Here is a 19,910-nt window from a genome sequence, read left to right on the forward strand (position 1 = left end):
TTGCTGAAGTCATGCATTATTCTGCGGTTTACGCCGGTCTGGCGCTGACCAACTTTCATTGATTTACCCCTGGAAACCACGCGCGACCGGGACAAAGCCATCGAGGAGTGTCGTCACACAATGGCAAAAGAGAAAAAACGTGGCTTTTTTTCCTGGCTGGGATTTGGCAAAGAGGAAGAGAAACAACCTGTAGCGGAGGAGCAGACACAAGAGGTCGCAGAACCCGCACAGCAGCAGGCAGAACAGGACGCCCCGGCATTAAGCCAGGCTGAAGCGCAAGCGGAAGAGACTGTCGTTATCACCGAAACGGTGGCCGGGCAGCAGCGTGAGGCGGAAGTCACCGCGGCAGCGCCGCACGAGTCAGCACCCATGGTGCTGGATGAAGCTGCGCCGATTGAGGCCGATCCTGAAGCGCTACTGGAAATCGCCGCACCTGAACATGACGCGACGCCGGTTATTGACGCCGACGACGTGGTAAAGCCAGCCGTTGATGCGGAACCCGCGGATGCGCCGTTAAGCGAAGAAGAGCTGACCGCGCTGGCACTGGGCGATGCAGCGATCGTTGAAACCCCGGACAGCGAAGCGGACGCGCCGTTAAGCGAAGAAGAGCTGACCGCGCTGGCGCTGGATGACGCCGGGATCGTTGAAACCCCGCACAGCGAAGCCGAAGCGCCGTTAAGCGATGAAGCGCTGACGCCGGACGAAGCTGCGATCGTTGAAACCCCGGACAGCGAAACGGAAGCACCGCTCACCGAGGAAGAGCTGACCGCACTGGCACTGGGCGAAGCCGAAGTCACCGACGCGGAACCGGCAGAGACATTATCCGATACCGTCAGCGATCTCCCGCTGGCCGCCGCGCCACTCATCGTGCAGGAGCAGGAGCGTCCCAGCAAAGAGGGCTTCTTTGCCCGCCTGAAGCGCAGCCTGGTGAAAACCCGTCAGAACCTCGGTTCCGGTTTTATCAGCCTGTTCCGTGGCAAAAAGATTGATGATGAGCTGTTTGACGAGCTGGAAGAGCAACTGCTGATTGCGGATGTGGGTGTTGATACCACTCGCCGCATCATCACGCATCTGACCCAGCAGGCAAACCGCAAGCAACTGCGTGACGCGGAAGCGCTCTTCGGCCTGCTGAAAGCGGAGATGGCCTCGATTCTGGCGAAAGTGGACGCGCCACTGGACGTCTCAGGCAAAACGCCGTTTGTGATCCTGATGGTTGGCGTCAATGGTGTAGGTAAAACCACCACCATCGGTAAACTGGCGCGCCAGTATCAGGCTGAAGGCAAATCCGTGATGTTAGCGGCTGGTGATACCTTCCGCGCCGCGGCTGTTGAGCAGCTGCAGGTGTGGGGCCAACGCAATAACATTCCGGTGATTGCTCAGCACACCGGTGCAGATTCCGCTTCGGTGATCTTCGATGCTATTCAGGCGGCTAAATCGCGTGGCGTTGACGTGCTGATTGCCGATACCGCGGGTCGTCTGCAGAACAAATCGCATCTGATGGAAGAGCTGAAAAAAATCACCCGCGTGATGAAGAAACTGGATGATTCAGCGCCACACGAAGTGATGCTGACGCTGGATGCCAGCACCGGACAGAATGCGGTCAGCCAGGCCCGACTGTTTAATGAAGCCGTTGGCGTGACCGGGATTGCGCTCACCAAGCTGGATGGCACCGCCAAAGGCGGCGTGATCTTCTCGGTGGCCGATCAGTTCGGTATTCCGATTCGCTACATTGGTGTCGGTGAAGGCATTGAAGATTTACGGCCGTTTAAGGCGGAAGATTTTATTGAGGCACTGTTTGCCCGAGAGGACTAATTAGGATGATTCGCTTTGAAGAGGTCAGTAAGGCATATCTCGGCGGACGTCAGGCGCTGCAGGGGGTAGATTTCCGTCTGCGTCCCGGCGAAATGGCGTTTCTGACCGGCCACTCCGGTGCCGGTAAAAGTACCTTGCTGAAGCTGATTTGTGGCATTGAGCGCCCGAGTGCCGGAAAAATCTGGTTCAGTGGCCATGACATTTCCCGCCTGCGTAACAGCGAGGTGCCTTTTCTGCGTCGTCAGATCGGCATGATTTTCCAGGATCACCACCTGCTGATGGATCGTTCGGTTTATGAAAATGTGGCGATCCCGCTGATTATCTCCGGTGCCAGCGGCGAAGACATTCGTCGTCGCGTTTCGGCGGCACTGGATAAAGTGGGTCTGCTCGACAAAGCGAAAAGTTATCCGATTCAGCTTTCTGGCGGTGAACAGCAGCGTGTGGGCATCGCCCGTGCGGTGGTGAACAAGCCAGCCGTGCTGCTGGCCGATGAACCGACCGGTAACCTTGACGACGCGCTGTCAGAAGATATTCTGCGCCTGTTCGAAGAGTTTAACCGCGTCGGCGTCACCGTCCTGATGGCGACGCATGACAGCGGTCTTATCGCCCGACGCAACTACCGGATGATGACGCTGAATCAGGGACGTCTGCACGGAGGCCACGATGGTCAATAAACGCATTAAACGTCCGGCTGCGCCGAAAGCGAAGCAGCAGTCGAAGAGCAAAGCGCTGAAAGGCGGCTGGCAGGAGCAGTGGCGCTATGCGCTGCGCGGTACGCTTTCTGATATGTGGCGTCAGCCGCTGGCAACCCTGCTGACGGTGATGGTCATCGCCATTTCACTGACGCTGCCCAGCGTCTGCTACATGGTGTGGAAAAACGTCAGCCAGGCGGCAACGCAGTGGTATCCGGCGCCGCAGTTAACCGTTTATCTCTCCAAAACGCTGGATGACACGGCGGCAGAAAACGTGGTGGCGCAGCTCAAGCAGGTCGAAGGCGTGGATAACGTCAACTACCTGACGCGGGAAGAGGCGCTGAACGAGTTCCGCAACTGGTCAGGCTTTGGCGGCGCAATGGATATGCTGGAGCAGAATCCGCTGCCTGCGGTGGCCATCATCACACCTAAGCTCAATTTCCAGAACTCAGACACCATGCAAAGCCTGCGCGATCGGGTGACCAAAGTGCAGGGCGTGGATGAAGTGCGGATGGATGATAGCTGGTTTGCGCGGCTGGCGGCGCTGACCGGGCTGGTGGGGCAGATCGCTTCAATGATTGGCGTGCTGATGATCGTGGCAGTGTTCCTGGTGATCGGTAACAGCGTCCGGCTCAGCATCTTTGCCCGACGCGACACCATTAACGTGCAGAAGCTGATTGGTGCCACTGACGGCTTTATCCTGCGTCCGTTCCTCTATGGCGGGGCGCTGCTGGGCTTCAGCGGGGCAGTGCTGTCGCTGCTGCTGTCGGAAGTGCTGGTGCTGCGTCTGCAGTCCGTTGTTGCCAGTGTAGCGACGGTATTTGGTACCACCTTCTCGCTGGAAGGCTTCTCGTGGGATGAGGCGCTGCTGCTGTTACTGATTGCGGCGATCATCGGCTGGGTGGCTGCGTGGCTGGCAACGGTACAACATTTACGTCGATTTACGCCGCAGTAAACGCCTGCAACATTTTTTTGTTATAATGGTCCTCTGCTACCGATGGTGGGTGCAGAGGATATTTCCCCTCTTCCCTTCCTGTCATCTGTGTGTAAAATATTCACCGCTATAATTGAACTTGTGGATAACTTTACCACTCTAAGTAGCACAGATTGCTTTCGGATTTCGCGCGACGTTGACGTAATGTATCGTCTGCGCAGGGAAATGTGCGGCAATTCCACTGAATTTGTGAGGGTTTGAATGACCAAAGAAATGCAAACTTTAGCTATTGCTCCTCTTGGCAACCTGGAGTCTTACGTCCGGGCTGCGAATACCTGGCCGATGCTCTCGGCAGAAGAGGAAAAAGCGTTGGCTGAACGGCTGCATTACCAGGGCGATCTGGATGCGGCAAAGACGCTGATCCTGTCTCACCTACGCTTTGTAGTTCATATCGCTCGTAATTACTCCGGCTACGGTCTGCCACAGGCTGACCTGGTCCAGGAAGGCAATATCGGCCTGATGAAAGCGGTACGTCGCTTCAACCCTGAAGTGGGCGTGCGTCTGGTTTCGTTTGCCGTGCACTGGATTAAAGCGGAGATTCACGAATACGTGCTGCGTAACTGGCGTATCGTGAAAGTCGCGACCACCAAAGCACAGCGTAAGCTGTTCTTTAACCTGCGTAAAACCAAGCAGCGTCTGGGCTGGTTCAATCAGGACGAAGTCGAGATGGTTGCGCGTGAGCTGGGCGTAAGCAGCAAAGATGTGCGTGAAATGGAATCGCGTATGGCCGCGCAGGATATGACCTTTGATATGTCTGCCGACGACGAGAGCAGCGAAGGCCGATCTATGGCACCCGTGCTTTATCTTCAGGATAAAACCTCTGACTTTGCTGACGGCATTGAAGAGGATAACTGGGATGCGCACGCGGCTGACAAGCTGAGCTATGCGATGGAAGGTCTGGATGAGCGTAGTCAGCACATCATTCGCGCCCGCTGGCTGGACGAAGACAATAAAACCACGCTGCAGGAGCTGGCCGATCAGTACGGCGTGTCAGCCGAACGTGTCCGGCAGCTGGAGAAGAACGCCATGAAGAAACTGCGTATGGCGATCGAAGCGTAACGCACTTCGACATCTTAAGGGGCGACTTTATGTCGCCCTTTTTGTTTTTCTGCGCCTGACTATTCTACCGCCATTATCCAGCCGTCACTCTGCGCCCTGAAGCCACACGCCTGCATAAAGGCTGCCCGCACCTGCTGATCGTCACTGCCATCATCGGCAATCCACCAGTCCGCTATCGACCCATTCTGCCTGATCGTCTCTTCCAGTAAATATTGTCCCACCCCGCGTCGGCGCGTGACATCGCGCACCGACAGCCGGTGAACTTTGCCGTGGATCCCGGCGATTTCCAGCTGCAAACCCGCCAGTAGCCGGTCGTTAAAACGGGCAGCATAGAGACGATGGCGCTCATCCAGCTGCTGCTCCAGTTGTTCAATCTCCAGATCCGGCCAGACTTTGCCAAGATCAATGCGGTCCTGCGCGGTCAGCGTGGTTAAACGCTGGATAGTGAGCTTCATAACAAAAACCTCTGTAACAGGGGAAAGTGCAGCGAAAATGTACAACCAGAGTGCTACCACATTTTCATCAATAAAACAGGTCAAAAGATGGTCGGGATGCCAGGATGATAGTTGTAAACAGGGATAGCGTGCGATCAATCCAGCATAACGCGCTGGCAAAGCGGTGAAAAACCGGCCGTTGCCTCCAGTGTATTATGCTGTTTCACTCAGTCAATTCTGAATATGTCAGTTGATTTACAGAAGAAACTTCCTGTTTAATAACCTGAAAAATAAAGCCTTATTAATAAAAAATGTCAGAAAAGTACGCTAACTCATTCATGCTTAATCAGTTTTCGACTTTATCTGACAGCACAAACACTCACAACATACACGACAAAACAAATGGGGTAGTCAGGATGAAAATGAAAGGTCGCGCATTACTGGCGGGATGTGTAGCACTGGCGATGAGCCATGCGGCGCTGGCTGAAGATATCAAAGTGGCGATTGTCGGCGCAATGTCTGGCCCGGTGGCGCAGTACGGCGACATGCAGTTCGCCGGTGCGACTCAGGCAATTGAAGATATCAACGCCAAAGGCGGTGTTAACGGCAACAAACTGGTTGCGGTGAAATATGACGACGCCTGTGACCCGAAACAGGCGGTTGCGGTAGCGAACAAGGTGATTAACGACGGCATCCGCTACGTGATCGGTCATCTCTGCTCTTCATCCACCCAGCCCGCTTCTGACATCTATGAAGATGAAGGCGTGCTGATGATTACCCCGGCGGCGACCGCCCCTGACCTGACTTCCCGCGGCTATAAACTGATTATGCGCACCACCGGTCTCGACTCCGATCAGGGGCCGACCGCCGCGAAATATGTGATGAGCGAGCTTAAACCGCAGCGCATCGCCGTAGTGCATGACAAACAGCAGTATGGCGAAGGCCTGGCGCGCTCCGTACAGGAGAGCCTGAAAAAGCAGGGCGCTAATATCGTGATGTTTGAAGGTATCACCGCTGGCGATAAAGATTTCTCTACGCTGGTCGCGCGCTTCAAGAAAGAGAACGTCGATTTCGTCTATTTCGGCGGTTACTACCCGGAAATGGGCCAGATCGTGCGTCAGGCACGTGCTGCGGGCCTGAAAACCCAGTTTATGGGACCGGAAGGCGTGGGTAACGCCTCGCTGTCGAACATCGCCGGTGCCGCTTCTGAAGGCATGCTGGTGACCCTGCCAAAACGCTACGACCAGGTTGAAACCAACAAACCGATCGTGGAAGCGCTGAAAGCGAAGAAACTGGATCCGACCGGACCGTTCGTCTGGACCACCTATGCCGCACTGCAGTCGCTGGCAACCGGCATGGAGCGCAGCAAGAGCGCTGAGCCGGACGCTATCGTGAAAAACCTCAAGGAAGGTGCCGCGGTGCCAACCGTGATGGGCAACCTGAACTGGGATGAGAAGGGTGACCTTAAGGGCTTTGAATTCGGCGTCTTTAAATGGCATGCCGATGGCACCTCGACCGCAGTGAAGTAAACCAGGCTGTTTTGTGGTGAGCGGGAGGCCGGTTAACCGGTTTCCCCTGACCAGCGACACGAACGCCTGGTGCTGGTCTGCCAGGCGTTTTTTGTACCCCGATCGCCCATGATCGGTTAAGTAAGGGTCAAGGTATGTCCGAGCAGTTTCTCTATTTTATTCAGCAGATGTTTAACGGTGTGACCCTGGGCAGCACCTACGCGCTGATCGCCATCGGTTACACCATGGTTTACGGCATTATCGGCATGATCAACTTCGCCCACGGCGAGGTCTACATGATCGGTAGCTATGTCTCCTTTATCGTGATTGCCGCCCTGATGATGATGGGCATCGACACCACCTGGCTGATGATTGCGGCCGGCTTTGTGATGGCGGTAATTATCTCCAGCGCCTACGGCTGGAGCATTGAGCGCGTCGCCTACCGGCCTGTGCGATCGTCCAAGCGCCTGATTGCGCTGATCTCCGCCATCGGGATGTCGATATTCCTGCAAAACTACGTCAGCCTGACGCAGGGTTCACGCGACCTGGCGCTGCCGAGTCTGATTACCGGACAGTGGACGGTAGGCGAGAGCAACGGTTTTGCCGCTACCATCTCCACCATGCAGATAGTGATCTGGGTGGTGACGTTCCTGGCGATGCTGGCGCTGACCACCTTTATCCGCTATTCGCGGATGGGCCGCGCCTGCCGCGCCTGCGCAGAAGACCTGAAAATGGCCAGCCTGCTGGGGATAAACACTGACCGCGTGATCTCGCTGACATTTGTGATCGGTGCAGCAATGGCCGCAGTGGCGGGCGTGTTACTGGGACAGTTCTACGGTTCAATCAACCCCTTCATCGGCTTTATGGCAGGCATGAAAGCGTTCACCGCCGCCGTGCTGGGCGGGATTGGCAGTATTCCGGGCGCGATGATTGGTGGTCTGGTGCTGGGCATCGCCGAGGCGCTGACCTCGGCCTATCTCAGCACGGAATATAAAGATGTGGTCTCGTTTGCCCTGCTGATTGTGGTACTGCTGGTGATGCCGACCGGGATTCTGGGTCGCCCGGAGGTCGAAAAAGTATGAAGACTTCCTTTATCAATGCCCTGATCTCCTCGGTGATGCTGCTGGTGCTCGCCACCTTCTTTATGGGGCTGCGCCTGAATCTGGACGGCACTAATCTGGTGGTGCAGAACGCCGGTAGCGTGCGCTGGAACTGGATCGCCACAGGCTGTGCGGTGGTGTTTCTGTTTCAACTGCTGCGTCCGGTATGGCAAAGCGGCCTGAAGAAAATCTCGGGTCCGGCGCTGGTGTTACCGGGTCTGGATGGCTCGACGCCGAAGCAGAAGCTGGTGATGGCGGTGCTGATTATCGCCGCCGTTGCCTGGCCATTCCTGGTGTCACGCGGCACCGTCGATATCGCCACCATGACGCTGATCTACGTGATGCTCGGTCTGGGCTTAAACGTGGTGGTCGGCCTCTCTGGCCTGCTGGTGCTGGGTTATGGCGGCTTTTACGCCATCGGTGCCTACACCTTTGCGCTGCTGAATCACTATTACGGTCTCGGCTTCTGGCAGTGCCTGCCGCTCTCCGGCATAGTTGCCGCGCTGTTTGGTCTGTTGCTGGGCTTCCCGGTGCTGCGACTGCGCGGCGACTATCTGGCGATAGTGACGCTGGGCTTCGGTGAGATCGTGCGTATTCTGCTGCTGAACAATACCGCCCTGACCGGCGGGCCGAACGGCATCAGCCAGATCCCGAAACCGACGCTGTTTGGTCTGGAGTTTGGCCGTACGCCGCGGGAAGGCGGCTGGGATACCTTCCATAACTTCTTTGGCCTGAAGTACGATCCCAGCGACCGCATTATCTTCCTCTACCTGGTGGCGCTGCTGCTGGTGGTGCTGACGCTGTTTGTGATCAACCGGCTGCTGCGGATGCCGCTGGGCCGAGCCTGGGAAGCCCTGCGTGAGGATGAGATTGCCTGTCGTTCACTGGGCCTCAGCCCGACCCGCATCAAGCTGACCGCCTTTACCATCAGTGCCGCGTTTGCCGGTTTTGCCGGCAGCCTGTTCGCGGCACGTCAGGGCTTTGTCAGCCCGGAATCCTTTACCTTTGTCGAATCCGCCTTTGTGCTGGCGATTGTGGTGCTGGGCGGGATGGGTTCGCAGTTTGCGGTGATTCTGGCCGCCATTCTGCTGGTGGTGTCACGCGAGCTGATGCGCGATCTCAATGAGTACAGCATGCTGGTGCTGGGTGGCCTGATGGTGCTGATGATGATCTGGCGTCCGCAGGGCCTGTTGCCGATGAAGCGTCCGCATCTGAAGCTCAGAACCGGTAAACAAGGAGAGCAGGCATGATTCAGCCTTTATTAGCCGTTGAAGGCCTGATGATGCGCTTCGGCGGTCTGTTAGCCGTGAACAATGTGGCGCTGGAGCTGCGTCCGCAGGAGATCGTTTCGCTGATTGGTCCCAACGGTGCCGGTAAAACCACCGTGTTCAACTGCCTGACCGGCTTTTACAAGCCAACCGGCGGGACGATCACATTGCGTGAGCAGCATCTGGAAGGGTTGCCGGGCCAGAAGATTGCGCGGATGGGCATCGTGCGGACGTTCCAGCATGTGCGTCTGTTCCGTGAGATGACGGTCATTGAGAATCTGCTGGTGGCGCAACATCAGCATCTGAAAAGTGGTGTATTTTCCGGTCTGCTGAAAACCCCGGCGTTTCGCCGCAGTGAGAGCGAGGCGCTGGATCGTGCGGCGATCTGGCTGGAGCGGGTGGGGCTGCTGGATCTGGCTAACCGTCAGGCGGGCAATCTGGCCTATGGTCAGCAGCGTCGGCTGGAGATTGCGCGCTGTATGGTGACGCGCCCGGAAATCCTGATGCTGGATGAACCGGCGGCGGGCCTTAATCCCAAAGAGACGCACGAGCTGGACGCGCTGATTGCGGAGCTGCGTGGTGAACACAAGGTGTCGGTGCTGCTGATTGAACATGATATGAAGCTGGTGATGGGGATTTCTGACCGTATTTATGTGGTCAATCAGGGAACGCCGCTGGCTAACGGAACGCCGGAAGAGATTCGTAATAACCCGGATGTCATTCGTGCCTATTTAGGAGAGGCCTGAGATGGCAAATGCGATGTTAACCATTGAGAACGTCAGCGCCCACTACGGCAAAATTCAGGCGCTGCACAACGTCAGCCTCTATATCAATCAGGGCGAAATCGTCACCCTGATTGGCGCTAACGGTGCCGGAAAAACCACGCTGCTGGGTACGCTGTGCGGCGAACCGCGCGCGACGCAGGGCACCATTACCTTTGATGGCAAAACCATCACCGACTGGCAAACCTCGCGCATTATGCGTGAAGCGATCGCCATCGTGCCGGAAGGCCGGCGGGTCTTTTCGCGCATGACGGTAGAAGAGAACCTGGCGATGGGGGGCTTTTTTGCCAGCCGTCCGGACTATCTGACGCGGATCAAGCGCGTTTATGAACTCTTCCCGCGTCTGGAGGAGCGTAAAATCCAGCGCGCCGGGACGATGTCGGGCGGCGAACAGCAGATGCTGGCGATTGGCCGTGCGCTGATGAGCCAGCCGCGCCTGCTGTTGCTGGATGAGCCGTCGCTGGGACTGGCACCGATCATTATTCAGCAGATCTTCGACACCATTGAGCAGCTGCGCAGCGAGGGGATGACGATTTTTCTGGTGGAGCAGAATGCGAATCAGGCGCTGAAGCTGGCGGATAGGGGTTATGTGCTGGAGAACGGGCATGTGGTGCTCGAAGACACAGGTGCAGCACTCCTTTCCAACGAAGCCGTCCGCAGTGCTTACTTAGGTGCCTGATGGGGCACGGCCTGGCTTGCTTGCCATTTCGACACCGGGCAGTGCTCGTAATCCTCACGTATATATATACGCTCCGGTTACTGCGCGCTTTGGTACACAGGCCTGGCTTACTGGTCAGGTTGCGGTTGGGCAGTGCTCGCCATCCTCACGTACTACGTGTACGCTCCGGTGGCTGCGCGCTGTCCGCCCGCAACCTGCCTGCGCCGCCGACGGCCTTCAAAATGGGTGTGTGATGCGGCGCAGACGGCCTTGAGTGTCGGTGTAGAGGGGCCGCCATCGCCTTTTGCATTTGGTGAGGTAGAATCCGCTGCGGGCTTTTTTACTGCCCAGCCGCTCTGCAAATTATGTAACCAAAACCTGGCAGCGGTGCCGCGTTACCGCTGCGCTGCCAGACTCCTCTTTTGCGCATACCGGTCTGTCACCCGGCTGTCATCTTTCTGTTATTAATCCTTCATTTCCCCGTGTCATGTTACTTCGCGAAACAGAAATCCGTGATTTCACGCGTATTTACCTGCACAGGAAAATTCTATGTCCGTCGTTACCTTTCGTCGTAGCCTGATGAGCGTGCTGCTCGGTCTGACGCTCAGCAGCCATGCCATGGCCGCCACTGAGATCCCTTTCTGGCACTCTATGGAAGGCGAGCTAGGCAAAGAAGTGGATTCGCTGGCACAGCGTTTTAACCAGACGCATCCCGATTACAAAATTGTTCCGACCTACAAAGGTAACTACGAGCAGAGCCTGGCGGCAGGGATTGCGGCAGTGCGCAGCGGCAAAGCCCCTGCTGTGCTGCAGGTTTATGAAGTCGGTACGGCGACCATGATGGCCTCGCAGGCGATTGTGCCGGTGCATCAGGTCTTCAAAGACGCCGGTATCCCCTTTGATGAAAAGCAGTTCGTGCCAACGGTGGCGGGCTACTACAGCGACAGTAAAGGTCAGCTGATCTCTCAGCCGTTCAACAGCTCGACGCCAGTGCTCTACTACAACAAAGATGCCTTTAAAAAAGCGGGTCTGAACCCGGATCAGCCACCGAAAACCTGGCAGGAGCTCGCGACGGATGCCGCCGCACTGCGCAAATCGGGCATGAGCTGTGGCTACGCCAGCGGCTGGCAGGGCTGGATCCAGATTGAAAACTTCAGCGCCTGGCACGCTCTGCCGGTAGCGACCAAAAACAACGGGTTTGACGGACTCGACGCCGTGCTGGAGTTCAACAAGCCGGTACAGGTTCGTCATATCGAGCTGCTGGAAGCGATGAACAAGAAAGGGGACTTCACCTATTTTGGCCGCAAAGATGAGTCCACCGCCAAGTTCTACAACGGCGACTGCGGTATCACCACCGCCTCATCGGGTTCGCTGGCTGATATCCGTCATTACGCCAAATTCAACTTCGGTGTTGGCATGATGCCGTATGACGAGACCGTGCCGAATGCGCCGCAGAACGCCCTGATCGGCGGTGCCAGCCTGTGGGTGATGAAAGGCAAAGATGCGACAACCTACAAAGGCGTGGCTGAGTTTATGCAGTTCCTCGCTAAACCGGAAATCGCCGCGGAATGGCACCAGAAAACCGGCTATCTGCCGATTACCACCGCCGCCTACGAGCTGACTAAACAGCAGGGCTTCTACGATAAGAATCCGGGTGCGGATATCGCCACCCGTCAGATGATGAACAAGCCGCCACTGCCGTTCACCAAAGGCATGCGTCTGGGCAATATGCCGCAGATTCGTACCGTGATCGACGAAGAGCTGGAAAGCGTCTGGACCGGCAAGCAGTCGCCGCAGAACGCGATGGATAACGCAGTGAAACGCGGTAATGAGTTGCTGCGCCGCTTCCAGCAGCAGGTGAAGTAATCTCTCCTTGCGGGCCAGCTCAGGCTGGCCCCTCTCTCTGACGCCAGGTATGCCATGTCTTCATCTCGTCCGGTCTTTCGCACCAGCCTGTTGCCCTATCTTCTGGTGCTGCCGCAACTGCTGATTACCGCCATCTTCTTTCTCTGGCCTGCCGGTGAAGCGCTGTGGTACTCGCTGCAAAGCCTCGATCCCTTTGGCATCTCCAGCAGCTTTGTCGGGCTGGAAAATTTCAGACGCCTGTTTGCCGATCCTTACTATCTGGATTCGTTCTGGACCACCATAAAATTCAGCGGCATGGTCACGGTGTTCGGCATGGTCTTTTCGCTGCTGCTGGCGGCGCTGGTGGATTATGTGGTGCGGCTGCGCCGTCTCTATCAGACGCTGTTGCTGCTGCCCTACGCCGTTGCGCCTGTCGTGGCCGCGGTACTGTGGATGTTCCTTTTTAATCCGGGCCTGGGCCTGTTCAGCTATCTGCTGAACCACATCGGCTACAACTGGAACTATGCGCAAAACAGCGGTCAGGCGATGTTCCTGATTGTGCTGGCATCAATCTGGCAGCAGATGAGCTACAACTTCCTGTTCTTCTTCGCTGCGCTGCAATCGATCCCCAAATCGCTGGTGGAAGCCGCCGCCATTGACGGTGCCGGACCGGTGCGTCGCTTCTTCAACCTCTCGCTGCCACTAATTACGCCGGTCAGCTTCTTCCTGCTGGTGGTGAATCTGATCTACGCCTTCTTCGATACCTTCCCGGTAATCGATGCCGCCACCGGCGGCGGGCCGGTGCAGGCGACCACCACGCTGATCTACAAAATCTATCGCGAAGGCTTTACCGGTCTGGATCTCTCCTCGTCCGCTGCGCAGTCGGTGGTGCTGATGCTGCTGGTCATCGGGCTGACGGTGCTTCAGTTCCGCTTTGTTGAACGTAAGGTGCAATACCAATGATTGAGAATCGACGCGGGCTGGATCTCTTCAGCCACATCGTGCTGGTGCTGGGCGTGCTCACCATCCTGTTTCCGCTCTATGTCGCCTTTGTGGCGGCGACGCTGGATAACGAAGCGGTCTATCAGGTGCCGATGACGCTGGTGCCTGGCACGCACCTGTGGGAGAACATCTCGCGCATCTGGACGCATGGCGTCAACGGCAACGGGCCGGCGTTTGGCCTGATGCTGCTCAACAGCATGATCATGGCGCTGGGCATCACCTTCGGCAAAATCACGGTGTCGATGCTGTCGGCGTTTGCGCTGGTCTGGTTTCGCTTTCCGCTGCGCACGCTCTTTTTCTGGCTGATCTTCATCACCCTGATGCTGCCGGTTGAGGTGCGTATCTTCCCGACAGTGCAGGTGATTGCCGATCTCAACCTGCTCGACAGCTACAGCGGATTAACTCTGCCGCTGATGGCTTCGGCCACCGCCACTTTCCTGTTCCGCCAGTTCTTTATGTCGCTGCCGGATGAGCTGGTGGAGGCGGCACGCATCGACGGGGCCAGCGCGATGCGCTTCTTTATCGACATTGTTCTGCCGCTGTCGAAAACCAATCTGGCGGCGCTGTTTGTGATCACCTTTATCTACGGCTGGAACCAGTACCTGTGGCCGCTGCTGATCATCAATGACGCCAGCCTCGGCACGGCGGTGGCGGGGATTAAAAGCATGATCTCCTCCAGCGGATCGCCGACCCAGTGGAATGAAGTGATGGCGGCAATGTTATTAACCCTGATCCCACCATTGGTGGTGGTGTTAGTCATGCAGCGTGCCTTTGTGCGCGGTCTGGTTGAGAGTGAGAAATAAGATGGCAGGCGTAACCCTTCAGGCAGTAACCAAATCCTACGATGGCAAAAATCAGATCATTCAGCCGCTGAATGTCACCATCAATGACGGCGAATTTATGGTGATGGTCGGGCCATCCGGCTGCGGTAAATCGACCCTGCTGCGCATGGTGGCCGGACTGGAGCGCGTCAGCTCCGGCGATATCTATATCGACGACCGGCGCGTTACTCAGGAAGAGCCAAAAGATCGCGGGATTGCAATGGTGTTCCAGAACTACGCGCTCTATCCCCATATGTCGGTGGAGGAGAACATGGCCTATGGCCTGAAAATCCGTGGCATGGGCAAAGAGCAGGTCCGCCAGCGGGTGCTCGACGCGGCGCGCAGTCTGGAACTGGATCATCTGCTGATGCGTCGGCCTCGCGAACTCTCCGGCGGACAGCGGCAGCGCGTGGCGATGGGCCGCGCGATCGTGCGTGAACCGGCAGTTTTTCTGTTTGATGAGCCGCTCTCCAACCTTGATGCCCGTCTGCGGGTGCAGATGCGGCTGGAACTGCAGCAGCTGCATCGCCGCTTACAGACCACCAGCCTCTATGTCACCCACGATCAGGTGGAGGCGATGACGCTGGCGCAGCGGGTGATGGTGATGAACAAAGGGGTGGTCGAGCAGCTCGGCACGCCGGTCGAAGTGTATGAGCGTCCCGCCAGCCAGTTCGTTGCCTCGTTTATTGGCGCGCCCGCCATGAATTTACTGAAAGGACAGTTCAGCAGCGATGGATCACGCTTTGACCTCGACGCCTCGCACGCTCTGCCGCTCAGCGACAGTAAAGCGAAATGGGCTAACCGGCCGGTGGTGCTGGGTATCCGGCCAGAGCACATCCGGCTCAGTAGCCGCGAGCAGGGCGGCGTGCCGCTGCGGGTCGATACGCTGGAGATGCTGGGGGCTGATAATCTGGCACATGGCCGCATCGGTGACACGCCACTGGTGGTACGCTTAGCCCACAGTGAACGCCCGCAGCCAGGCAGTACGCTGTGGCTGCATCTGCCGTCAGATGCGTTACACTTCTTCGATTCAACCCATGGAAAGCGTCTGGAATGAGCACACAACACTGGCCCTATCCCCACATCGTCGCCCATCGCGGCGGCGGTAAACTGGCACCGGAAAATACGCTGGCGGCGATCGACACTGGCGCGAAATATGGTCATCAGATGATTGAATTTGATGCCAAATTATCGGCCGATGCGCAGATCTTCCTGCTGCATGACGACACGCTCGATCGCACCAGCAACGGCTGGGGCGTGGCGGGTCAGCTGCCGTGGGAGAAGCTGTCGCAGCTTGATGCGGGCAGCTGGTTTGGCAACGCGTTTACCGGTGAAAAGCTGGCGCGGCTGGATCAGGTGGCGGCACGCTGCCGTCAGCATCAGATGATGGCGAACATCGAAATCAAACCGACCACCGGCAGCGATGCTGAAACCGGACGCGCCGTGGCACAGGCTGCCGCGATACTGTGGCAGGATCAGGTCGCACCGTTGCTCTCTTCGTTCTCTTTTGAGGCGCTGGAAGCCGCGATGAAGGCAGAGCCGCAGTTGCCGCGTGGCCTGCTGTCGCACAGCTGGGACCCGCAGTGGCAGGAGAAAACAGCTGCGCTGGCGTGCGTCTCAATTCACCTTAATCATAAGGTGCTGACCGCTGAGCGGGTCACCGAACTGAAAGCCGCAGGCCTGAAGATTCTGGTTTATACCGTGAACAGCCCGGATCGGGCGCGGGAATTGCTGAAATGGGGCGTCGATGCCATCTGTACTGATGCCATCGACATCATCGGCCCCGATTTTCATTAGTTCTGGTTTAGATTCTGATTCTGATTCTGCTGGCCCGGCTGCGTGGTAATCACCCGCTGCTGGGCGCTGTTCCGCTGCTCCTGCATTTTACGCTGCGTGTCCTGCGTCTGACGCTGCTGATCCTGGCGCAGCTTCAGCTGTTGCTGTTGCTGCTGGGTCTGCATCTGCGACTGCATCCGCTGCTGGCTGGGGTTATAGCCAGGTTTATTCGGATCGTTAGTGCTGTTCAGCGTGTTCGCCTGACTGGCGAAAGGCAGCAGAGCGGCCAGAATAATCATCCACTTTTTCATCACTCCTCCTTCCTTAAAGCGACAGGGTTTTGGGTGCACACCGGCGTACACCGATATCAGGGTCGTAGCCATAAGTTTACCCGATATCACAGACCTTACTTTCCGATCTATTCCTGATTTGACTTAACCCCGGTTATTTTGCTGTATTTGTAGGCACTTGCAGAAATGATAAAAAAATGTAAATAACAATATGGGATGGTGGCAGGATGAAAATGCAGCAAACAGTGCGTCAGCTTAGCTGGTCGCTGGTGATGAGTTTCACCGTAGTGGCAGGCGCTAACGCCGCGCCAACGCAGGCTCCTCCGGTCTCCTACGGAGTGGACAGTGACACTTTTCACCCGGTAAAAGCGCAGCACGGCATGGTAGCGTCAGTGGATGCGATGGCGACGCAGGTTGGCGTCGAGATCCTGCGTCAGGGCGGTAATGCGGTGGATGCCGCGGTGGCGGTAGGCTTTGCGCTGGCCGTGACCCATCCGCAGGCGGGCAATCTCGGCGGCGGTGGTTTTATGCTGCTGCGCACTGCCTCTGGCCGCGCCACGGCTATCGATTTCCGTGAAATGGCACCGGGACACGCGTCGCGTGACATGTTCCTGGATAAGCAGGGCAACGCTGACAGCAAGCTGTCGCTGACATCACATCTCGCCTCCGGCACGCCGGGCACCGTAGCCGGACTGGCGCTGGCTGCGCAGAAATATGGCACTCTGCCGCTGAGCACGCTGCTGGCCCCGGCGATCAAACTGGCGCGTGACGGTATTCCGGTCAACGACGCGCTGGCGGATGACCTGAAGACCTACGGCAAAGAAGTGCTGATCACCCATCCCAACAGCAAAGCGATTTTCTACAAACCGGACGGTACGCCGTGGCAGAAGGGCGATCGGCTGGTGCAGAAGAACCTCGCTCACAGCCTGCAACTGATTGCCCGTCAGGGGCCGGATGCTTTTTATAAAGGTGAAATCGCGGATGAGATCGCCGGAGAGATGGCGCAACATGGCGGCCTGATCAACAAAGCTGACCTGGCGGCCTATCGTGCGGTCGAGCGTAAGCCAATTAGCGGGACATACCGTGGCTATGAAGTCTTCTCAATGCCGCCGCCGTCATCCGGTGGCATCCACATCGTGCAGATTCTGAATATCCTGGAGAACTTCGATCTGGCGAAGATGGGCTTTGGCAGTGCTGATGCCATGCAGGTGATGGCAGAAGCGGAGAAATATGCCTACGCGGACCGTTCGGAATATCTCGGCGATCCCGATTTCGTGAAGGTGCCGTGGCAGGCGCTGACCAGTAAAGCCTATGCCAAAACCCTGGCGCAGCAGATCGATGTGGCGAAGGCGCGGCCTTCCAGCGAGATCAAACCGGGCAAGCTCGAACCTTATGAAAGCAATCAGACTACCCATTTCTCGGTGGTGGATAAGCAGGGGAATGCGGTCGCGGTGACTTATACGCTTAACACCTATTTCGGCAGCGGAATTGTGGCGGGCAACAGCGGCATCCTGATGAATAACGAGATGGATGACTTCTCAGCCAAGCCAGGCACGCCCAATGTCTACGGGCTGGTCGGCGGGGAAGCGAATGCGGTGCAACCGGCGAAACGTCCGTTGTCATCGATGTCGCCGACCATCGTCGCCAAAGGGGGAAAAACCTGGCTGGTGACGGGTAGTCCTGGCGGCAGCCGCATTATCACCACGGTGCTGCAGATGGTGGTTAACAGCATCGATTTCGGGATGAACGTGGCGGAAGCCACTAATGCGCCGCGCTTCCATCATCAGTGGCTGCCGGATCAGCTGCGGGTGGAGAAGGGCTTCAGCCCCGATACGCTGCGTCTGCTGGAAACCAAAGGTCAGCATGTGAAGGTACTTCCGTCGATGGGCAGTACGCAGAGCATCATGATTGGGCCGGATGGCATGCTCTATGGCGCTTCCGATCCGCGCAGCATTGATGATTTGAGTGCGGGTTATTGATATCTGATAGCCAGGACGGGGTTGAGTGGCTGTGAGATCGAGCCTGCTCAGGAAACACGGTCAGATCGGAAAGACGCAAAAGCGTCATCCCTGACTGCTCGGCCCGCGCTATTACGCACCTCATCCCTGAGGTGCGCCCGTAGCCGGGCCAACGCTTTGCGTTGTTCAAAAACGCTCCCGGCGTTTTTGTCCCTGGCGCGGGACGCTTTCCTCTTCTGCCTGTGTTCCCTGCGCGTTAGGCTAATAAGTTGCTGCCAGGTTCGTTAACTTTTGGGTTTGTCATCGGTCTGGAGGGCATTGAAAAGTGCCCTTTTTCACACACGTCAGGCTTTAACCCGCGCCATATAATGCGCGTCGATCAGTTCACCGTGCCGCATTGCGAAGCCTTTAGCCGTTCCCTCAATCTCAAAACCGAAACGCTGATAAAGGGCGATAGCCGGGCCATTATCGACGAATACTGTCAGTTCCATTCGGCTCACCTGTAGCCAGTTGTCGCACAACGCGACCATTTCACGCATGAGTGCGGTTCCGACGCCACGCTGACGATAGCGTTCATCCACGCCCATACCCAGTGAGGCGACATGACGGCGTCTGGCGCGCTCTTCCACATGCAGCGCACACTGACCGACGACGACATCATCGATACAGGCCGCCAGCAGATGCGCATGGGGCTGAGGCGTCGCGAGACGGGTATGCCACATCTGGAGTGATGAGTGGGGCAAATGGAGTGTGCTGGCCTGGGTATCTGGCTGACCGTAGATCCTGTGCAGTGCAGCAGCATCTTCAGGCGTGACGTGGCGGACAACTATTTCACTCATGGTTTCTCCTTTAGCCCATTAAAACCCTTTAAACATCAAGGTATTCACCGCGTTAATCAGGGTAAAAAATGTGAAAATGACTTTACAGACGCGAATGATAATGATTATTATTGTCATGCGTTCTCGGGAGGTCGCCCGACAGCCTGAGAAAGCACGACATTGCTCACATTGCTTCCAGTATTATTTAGCCAGCTTATCTGCTGGCTTTTTTTTTGCCTGCCCTTCTTCAGTGCTTTTCAGCCACTGCTCAATGTTCATTCAACTATTTTGAACAGAGGCGTGAAGTTTTTCAGCTATCAATCGAACCGCCTCAGAGACAGACTATAAAAAACATTGAGGAGATTTGAACATGATCTATGTACGCAAAGCTGAAGAACGCGGTCACGCAAACCATGGCTGGCTGGATAGCTGGCACACTTTCTCTTTCGCCAGCTATCACGATGCGAACTTTATGGGTTTCTCCGCGCTGCGGGTCATCAACGAAGATGTGATTGATGGCGGTCAGGGATTTGGTACCCATCCTCACAAAGATATGGAAATCCTGACCTACGTGCTCTCCGGTACGGTTGAGCATCAGGACAGCATGGGCAACAAAGAGCAGATCCCGGCAGGGGAGTTTCAGATTATGAGCGCCGGCACCGGCGTACGTCACTCTGAGTACAACGCCAGCGAAAGCGAGCCGCTGCACCTTTATCAGATCTGGATCATTCCTGAGCGTACCGGTATCGAACCACGCTACGATCAGCGCCGCTTCCCGGATGTGCAGGGACGTCAGCTGGTGTTAAGCCCGGATGCCCGTGAAGGGTCGCTGAAAGTCTTTCAGGACATGACCTTATCGCGCTGGGTAATGGCTGCTGGCGAACAGGACAATGTCTCGATTGATGCGGGACGTCGTATCTGGATTCAGGTGGTGAAAGGTGATGTTACCGTTAACGGCAACGCGATCACCACCAGCGACGCCCTGGCTATCTGGGACGAAAGCGCGCTGACCATTGAAGCCAGCTCGGCTGCAGAAGTCCTGCTGTTTGATCTGCCACCGGTCTAAGCAGATAACGGGCGCGCATCGTCGCGC

General features: G+C 56.8%; 19 protein-coding genes. 16 read left to right on the plus strand and 3 right to left on the minus strand.

Annotated elements, in window-relative coordinates; genetic code table 11:
- The first annotated feature begins 120 nt into the window (after positions 1-120).
- From ftsY to rpoH, 4 genes are all read left to right on the plus strand, one after another.
- Entirely contained in the window at positions 121-1,812 is a 1,692-nt protein-coding gene (gene ftsY / locus OK412_RS19025; RefSeq protein WP_264353447.1) for a signal recognition particle-docking protein FtsY, read from the plus strand.
- Between the two features lie 5 nt (positions 1,813-1,817).
- Entirely contained in the window at positions 1,818-2,486 is a 669-nt protein-coding gene (gene ftsE / locus OK412_RS19030) for a cell division ATP-binding protein FtsE (protein WP_010253318.1), read from the plus strand.
- Positions 2,476-3,459: a permease-like cell division protein FtsX gene (gene ftsX / locus OK412_RS19035; protein WP_010253316.1), complete on the plus strand. Its 984-nt coding sequence runs from the start codon at positions 2,476-2,478 to the stop codon at positions 3,457-3,459. The genes ftsE and ftsX overlap by 11 nt, the downstream gene beginning before the upstream one ends.
- Positions 3,460-3,699: 240 nt before the next feature.
- The gene (gene rpoH, locus OK412_RS19040; protein WP_010253314.1) at positions 3,700-4,557 is read left to right on the plus strand and encodes an RNA polymerase sigma factor RpoH; all 858 of its coding nucleotides are present in this window, start codon (positions 3,700-3,702) and stop codon (positions 4,555-4,557) included.
- A 59-nt stretch (positions 4,558-4,616) separates the two neighbouring features.
- On the opposite strand, the gene panM is transcribed toward rpoH, so the two are convergent.
- On the minus strand, positions 4,617-5,012 hold the full coding sequence (gene panM / locus OK412_RS19045; protein ID WP_010253313.1) for an aspartate 1-decarboxylase autocleavage activator PanM: 396 nt from the start codon (positions 5,010-5,012) through the stop codon (positions 4,617-4,619).
- 395 nt (positions 5,013-5,407) lie between these two features.
- Here panM and OK412_RS19050 point away from each other — a divergent pair, with 395 nt between their 5' ends.
- The 10 genes from OK412_RS19050 (at position 5,408) to ugpQ (ending at position 15,772) form a co-directional block, all read left to right on the plus strand.
- Positions 5,408-6,520, plus strand: a complete 1,113-nt coding sequence (locus OK412_RS19050) for a branched-chain amino acid ABC transporter substrate-binding protein (RefSeq protein WP_010253311.1) — start codon at positions 5,408-5,410, stop codon at positions 6,518-6,520.
- 134 nt (positions 6,521-6,654) lie between these two features.
- On the plus strand, positions 6,655-7,581 hold the full coding sequence (livH, locus tag OK412_RS19055; protein WP_009087789.1) for a high-affinity branched-chain amino acid ABC transporter permease LivH: 927 nt from the start codon (positions 6,655-6,657) through the stop codon (positions 7,579-7,581).
- Entirely contained in the window at positions 7,578-8,849 is a 1,272-nt protein-coding gene (locus OK412_RS19060; RefSeq protein ID WP_010253305.1) for a high-affinity branched-chain amino acid ABC transporter permease LivM, read from the plus strand. The genes livH and OK412_RS19060 overlap by 4 nt, the downstream gene beginning before the upstream one ends.
- Positions 8,846-9,613: a high-affinity branched-chain amino acid ABC transporter ATP-binding protein LivG gene (gene livG, locus OK412_RS19065; protein ID WP_191920634.1), complete on the plus strand. Its 768-nt coding sequence runs from the start codon at positions 8,846-8,848 to the stop codon at positions 9,611-9,613. The genes OK412_RS19060 and livG overlap by 4 nt, the downstream gene beginning before the upstream one ends.
- Position 9,614: 1 nt before the next feature.
- On the plus strand, positions 9,615-10,328 hold the full coding sequence (livF, locus tag OK412_RS19070; protein WP_022624013.1) for a high-affinity branched-chain amino acid ABC transporter ATP-binding protein LivF: 714 nt from the start codon (positions 9,615-9,617) through the stop codon (positions 10,326-10,328).
- Positions 10,329-10,856: 528 nt separating this feature from the next.
- Positions 10,857-12,173 carry a sn-glycerol-3-phosphate ABC transporter substrate-binding protein UgpB gene (gene ugpB, locus OK412_RS19075; protein WP_167430532.1) on the plus strand — a complete coding sequence of 439 codons (1,317 nt, stop codon included), beginning with the start codon at positions 10,857-10,859 and terminating at the stop codon, positions 12,171-12,173.
- A 54-nt stretch (positions 12,174-12,227) separates the two neighbouring features.
- On the plus strand, positions 12,228-13,115 hold the full coding sequence (gene ugpA / locus OK412_RS19080; protein ID WP_010253295.1) for a sn-glycerol-3-phosphate ABC transporter permease UgpA: 888 nt from the start codon (positions 12,228-12,230) through the stop codon (positions 13,113-13,115).
- Positions 13,112-13,957: a sn-glycerol-3-phosphate ABC transporter permease UgpE gene (ugpE, locus tag OK412_RS19085; protein WP_010671530.1), complete on the plus strand. Its 846-nt coding sequence runs from the start codon at positions 13,112-13,114 to the stop codon at positions 13,955-13,957. The genes ugpA and ugpE overlap by 4 nt, the downstream gene beginning before the upstream one ends.
- A gap of 1 nt (position 13,958) precedes the next feature.
- Positions 13,959-15,032: a sn-glycerol-3-phosphate import ATP-binding protein UgpC gene (locus tag OK412_RS19090; protein ID WP_010253289.1), complete on the plus strand. Its 1,074-nt coding sequence runs from the start codon at positions 13,959-13,961 to the stop codon at positions 15,030-15,032.
- Positions 15,029-15,772, plus strand: a complete 744-nt coding sequence (gene ugpQ / locus OK412_RS19095; protein WP_010671531.1) for a glycerophosphodiester phosphodiesterase — start codon at positions 15,029-15,031, stop codon at positions 15,770-15,772. The genes OK412_RS19090 and ugpQ overlap by 4 nt, the downstream gene beginning before the upstream one ends.
- Here the strand turns inward: ugpQ and OK412_RS19100 are convergent.
- Positions 15,769-16,062 carry a DUF2756 domain-containing protein gene (locus OK412_RS19100; RefSeq protein WP_010253283.1) on the minus strand — a complete coding sequence of 98 codons (294 nt, stop codon included), beginning with the start codon at positions 16,060-16,062 and terminating at the stop codon, positions 15,769-15,771. The two genes, ugpQ and OK412_RS19100, sit on opposite strands and share 4 nt — an antisense overlap.
- A 206-nt stretch (positions 16,063-16,268) precedes the next feature.
- On the opposite strand from OK412_RS19100, the gene ggt reads away from it, so the two are divergent.
- On the plus strand, positions 16,269-18,020 hold the full coding sequence (ggt, locus tag OK412_RS19105; protein ID WP_031292113.1) for a gamma-glutamyltransferase: 1,752 nt from the start codon (positions 16,269-16,271) through the stop codon (positions 18,018-18,020).
- A 323-nt stretch (positions 18,021-18,343) separates the two neighbouring features.
- Here ggt and OK412_RS19110 read toward each other — a convergent pair whose 3' ends face one another.
- Entirely contained in the window at positions 18,344-18,838 is a 495-nt protein-coding gene (locus OK412_RS19110) for a GNAT family N-acetyltransferase (RefSeq protein ID WP_033780971.1), read from the minus strand.
- A 349-nt stretch (positions 18,839-19,187) separates the two neighbouring features.
- On the opposite strand from OK412_RS19110, the gene OK412_RS19115 reads away from it, so the two are divergent.
- Complete coding sequence (locus OK412_RS19115) at positions 19,188-19,883, plus strand: pirin family protein (protein WP_052270772.1); 696 nt, start codon at positions 19,188-19,190, stop codon at positions 19,881-19,883.
- The last annotated feature ends 27 nt before the right edge of the window (positions 19,884-19,910 follow it).

This window comes from Pantoea sp. JV6 (genome assembly GCF_025910055.1).
Taxonomy (GTDB): Bacteria; Pseudomonadota; Gammaproteobacteria; order Enterobacterales; family Enterobacteriaceae; genus Pantoea; species Pantoea agglomerans.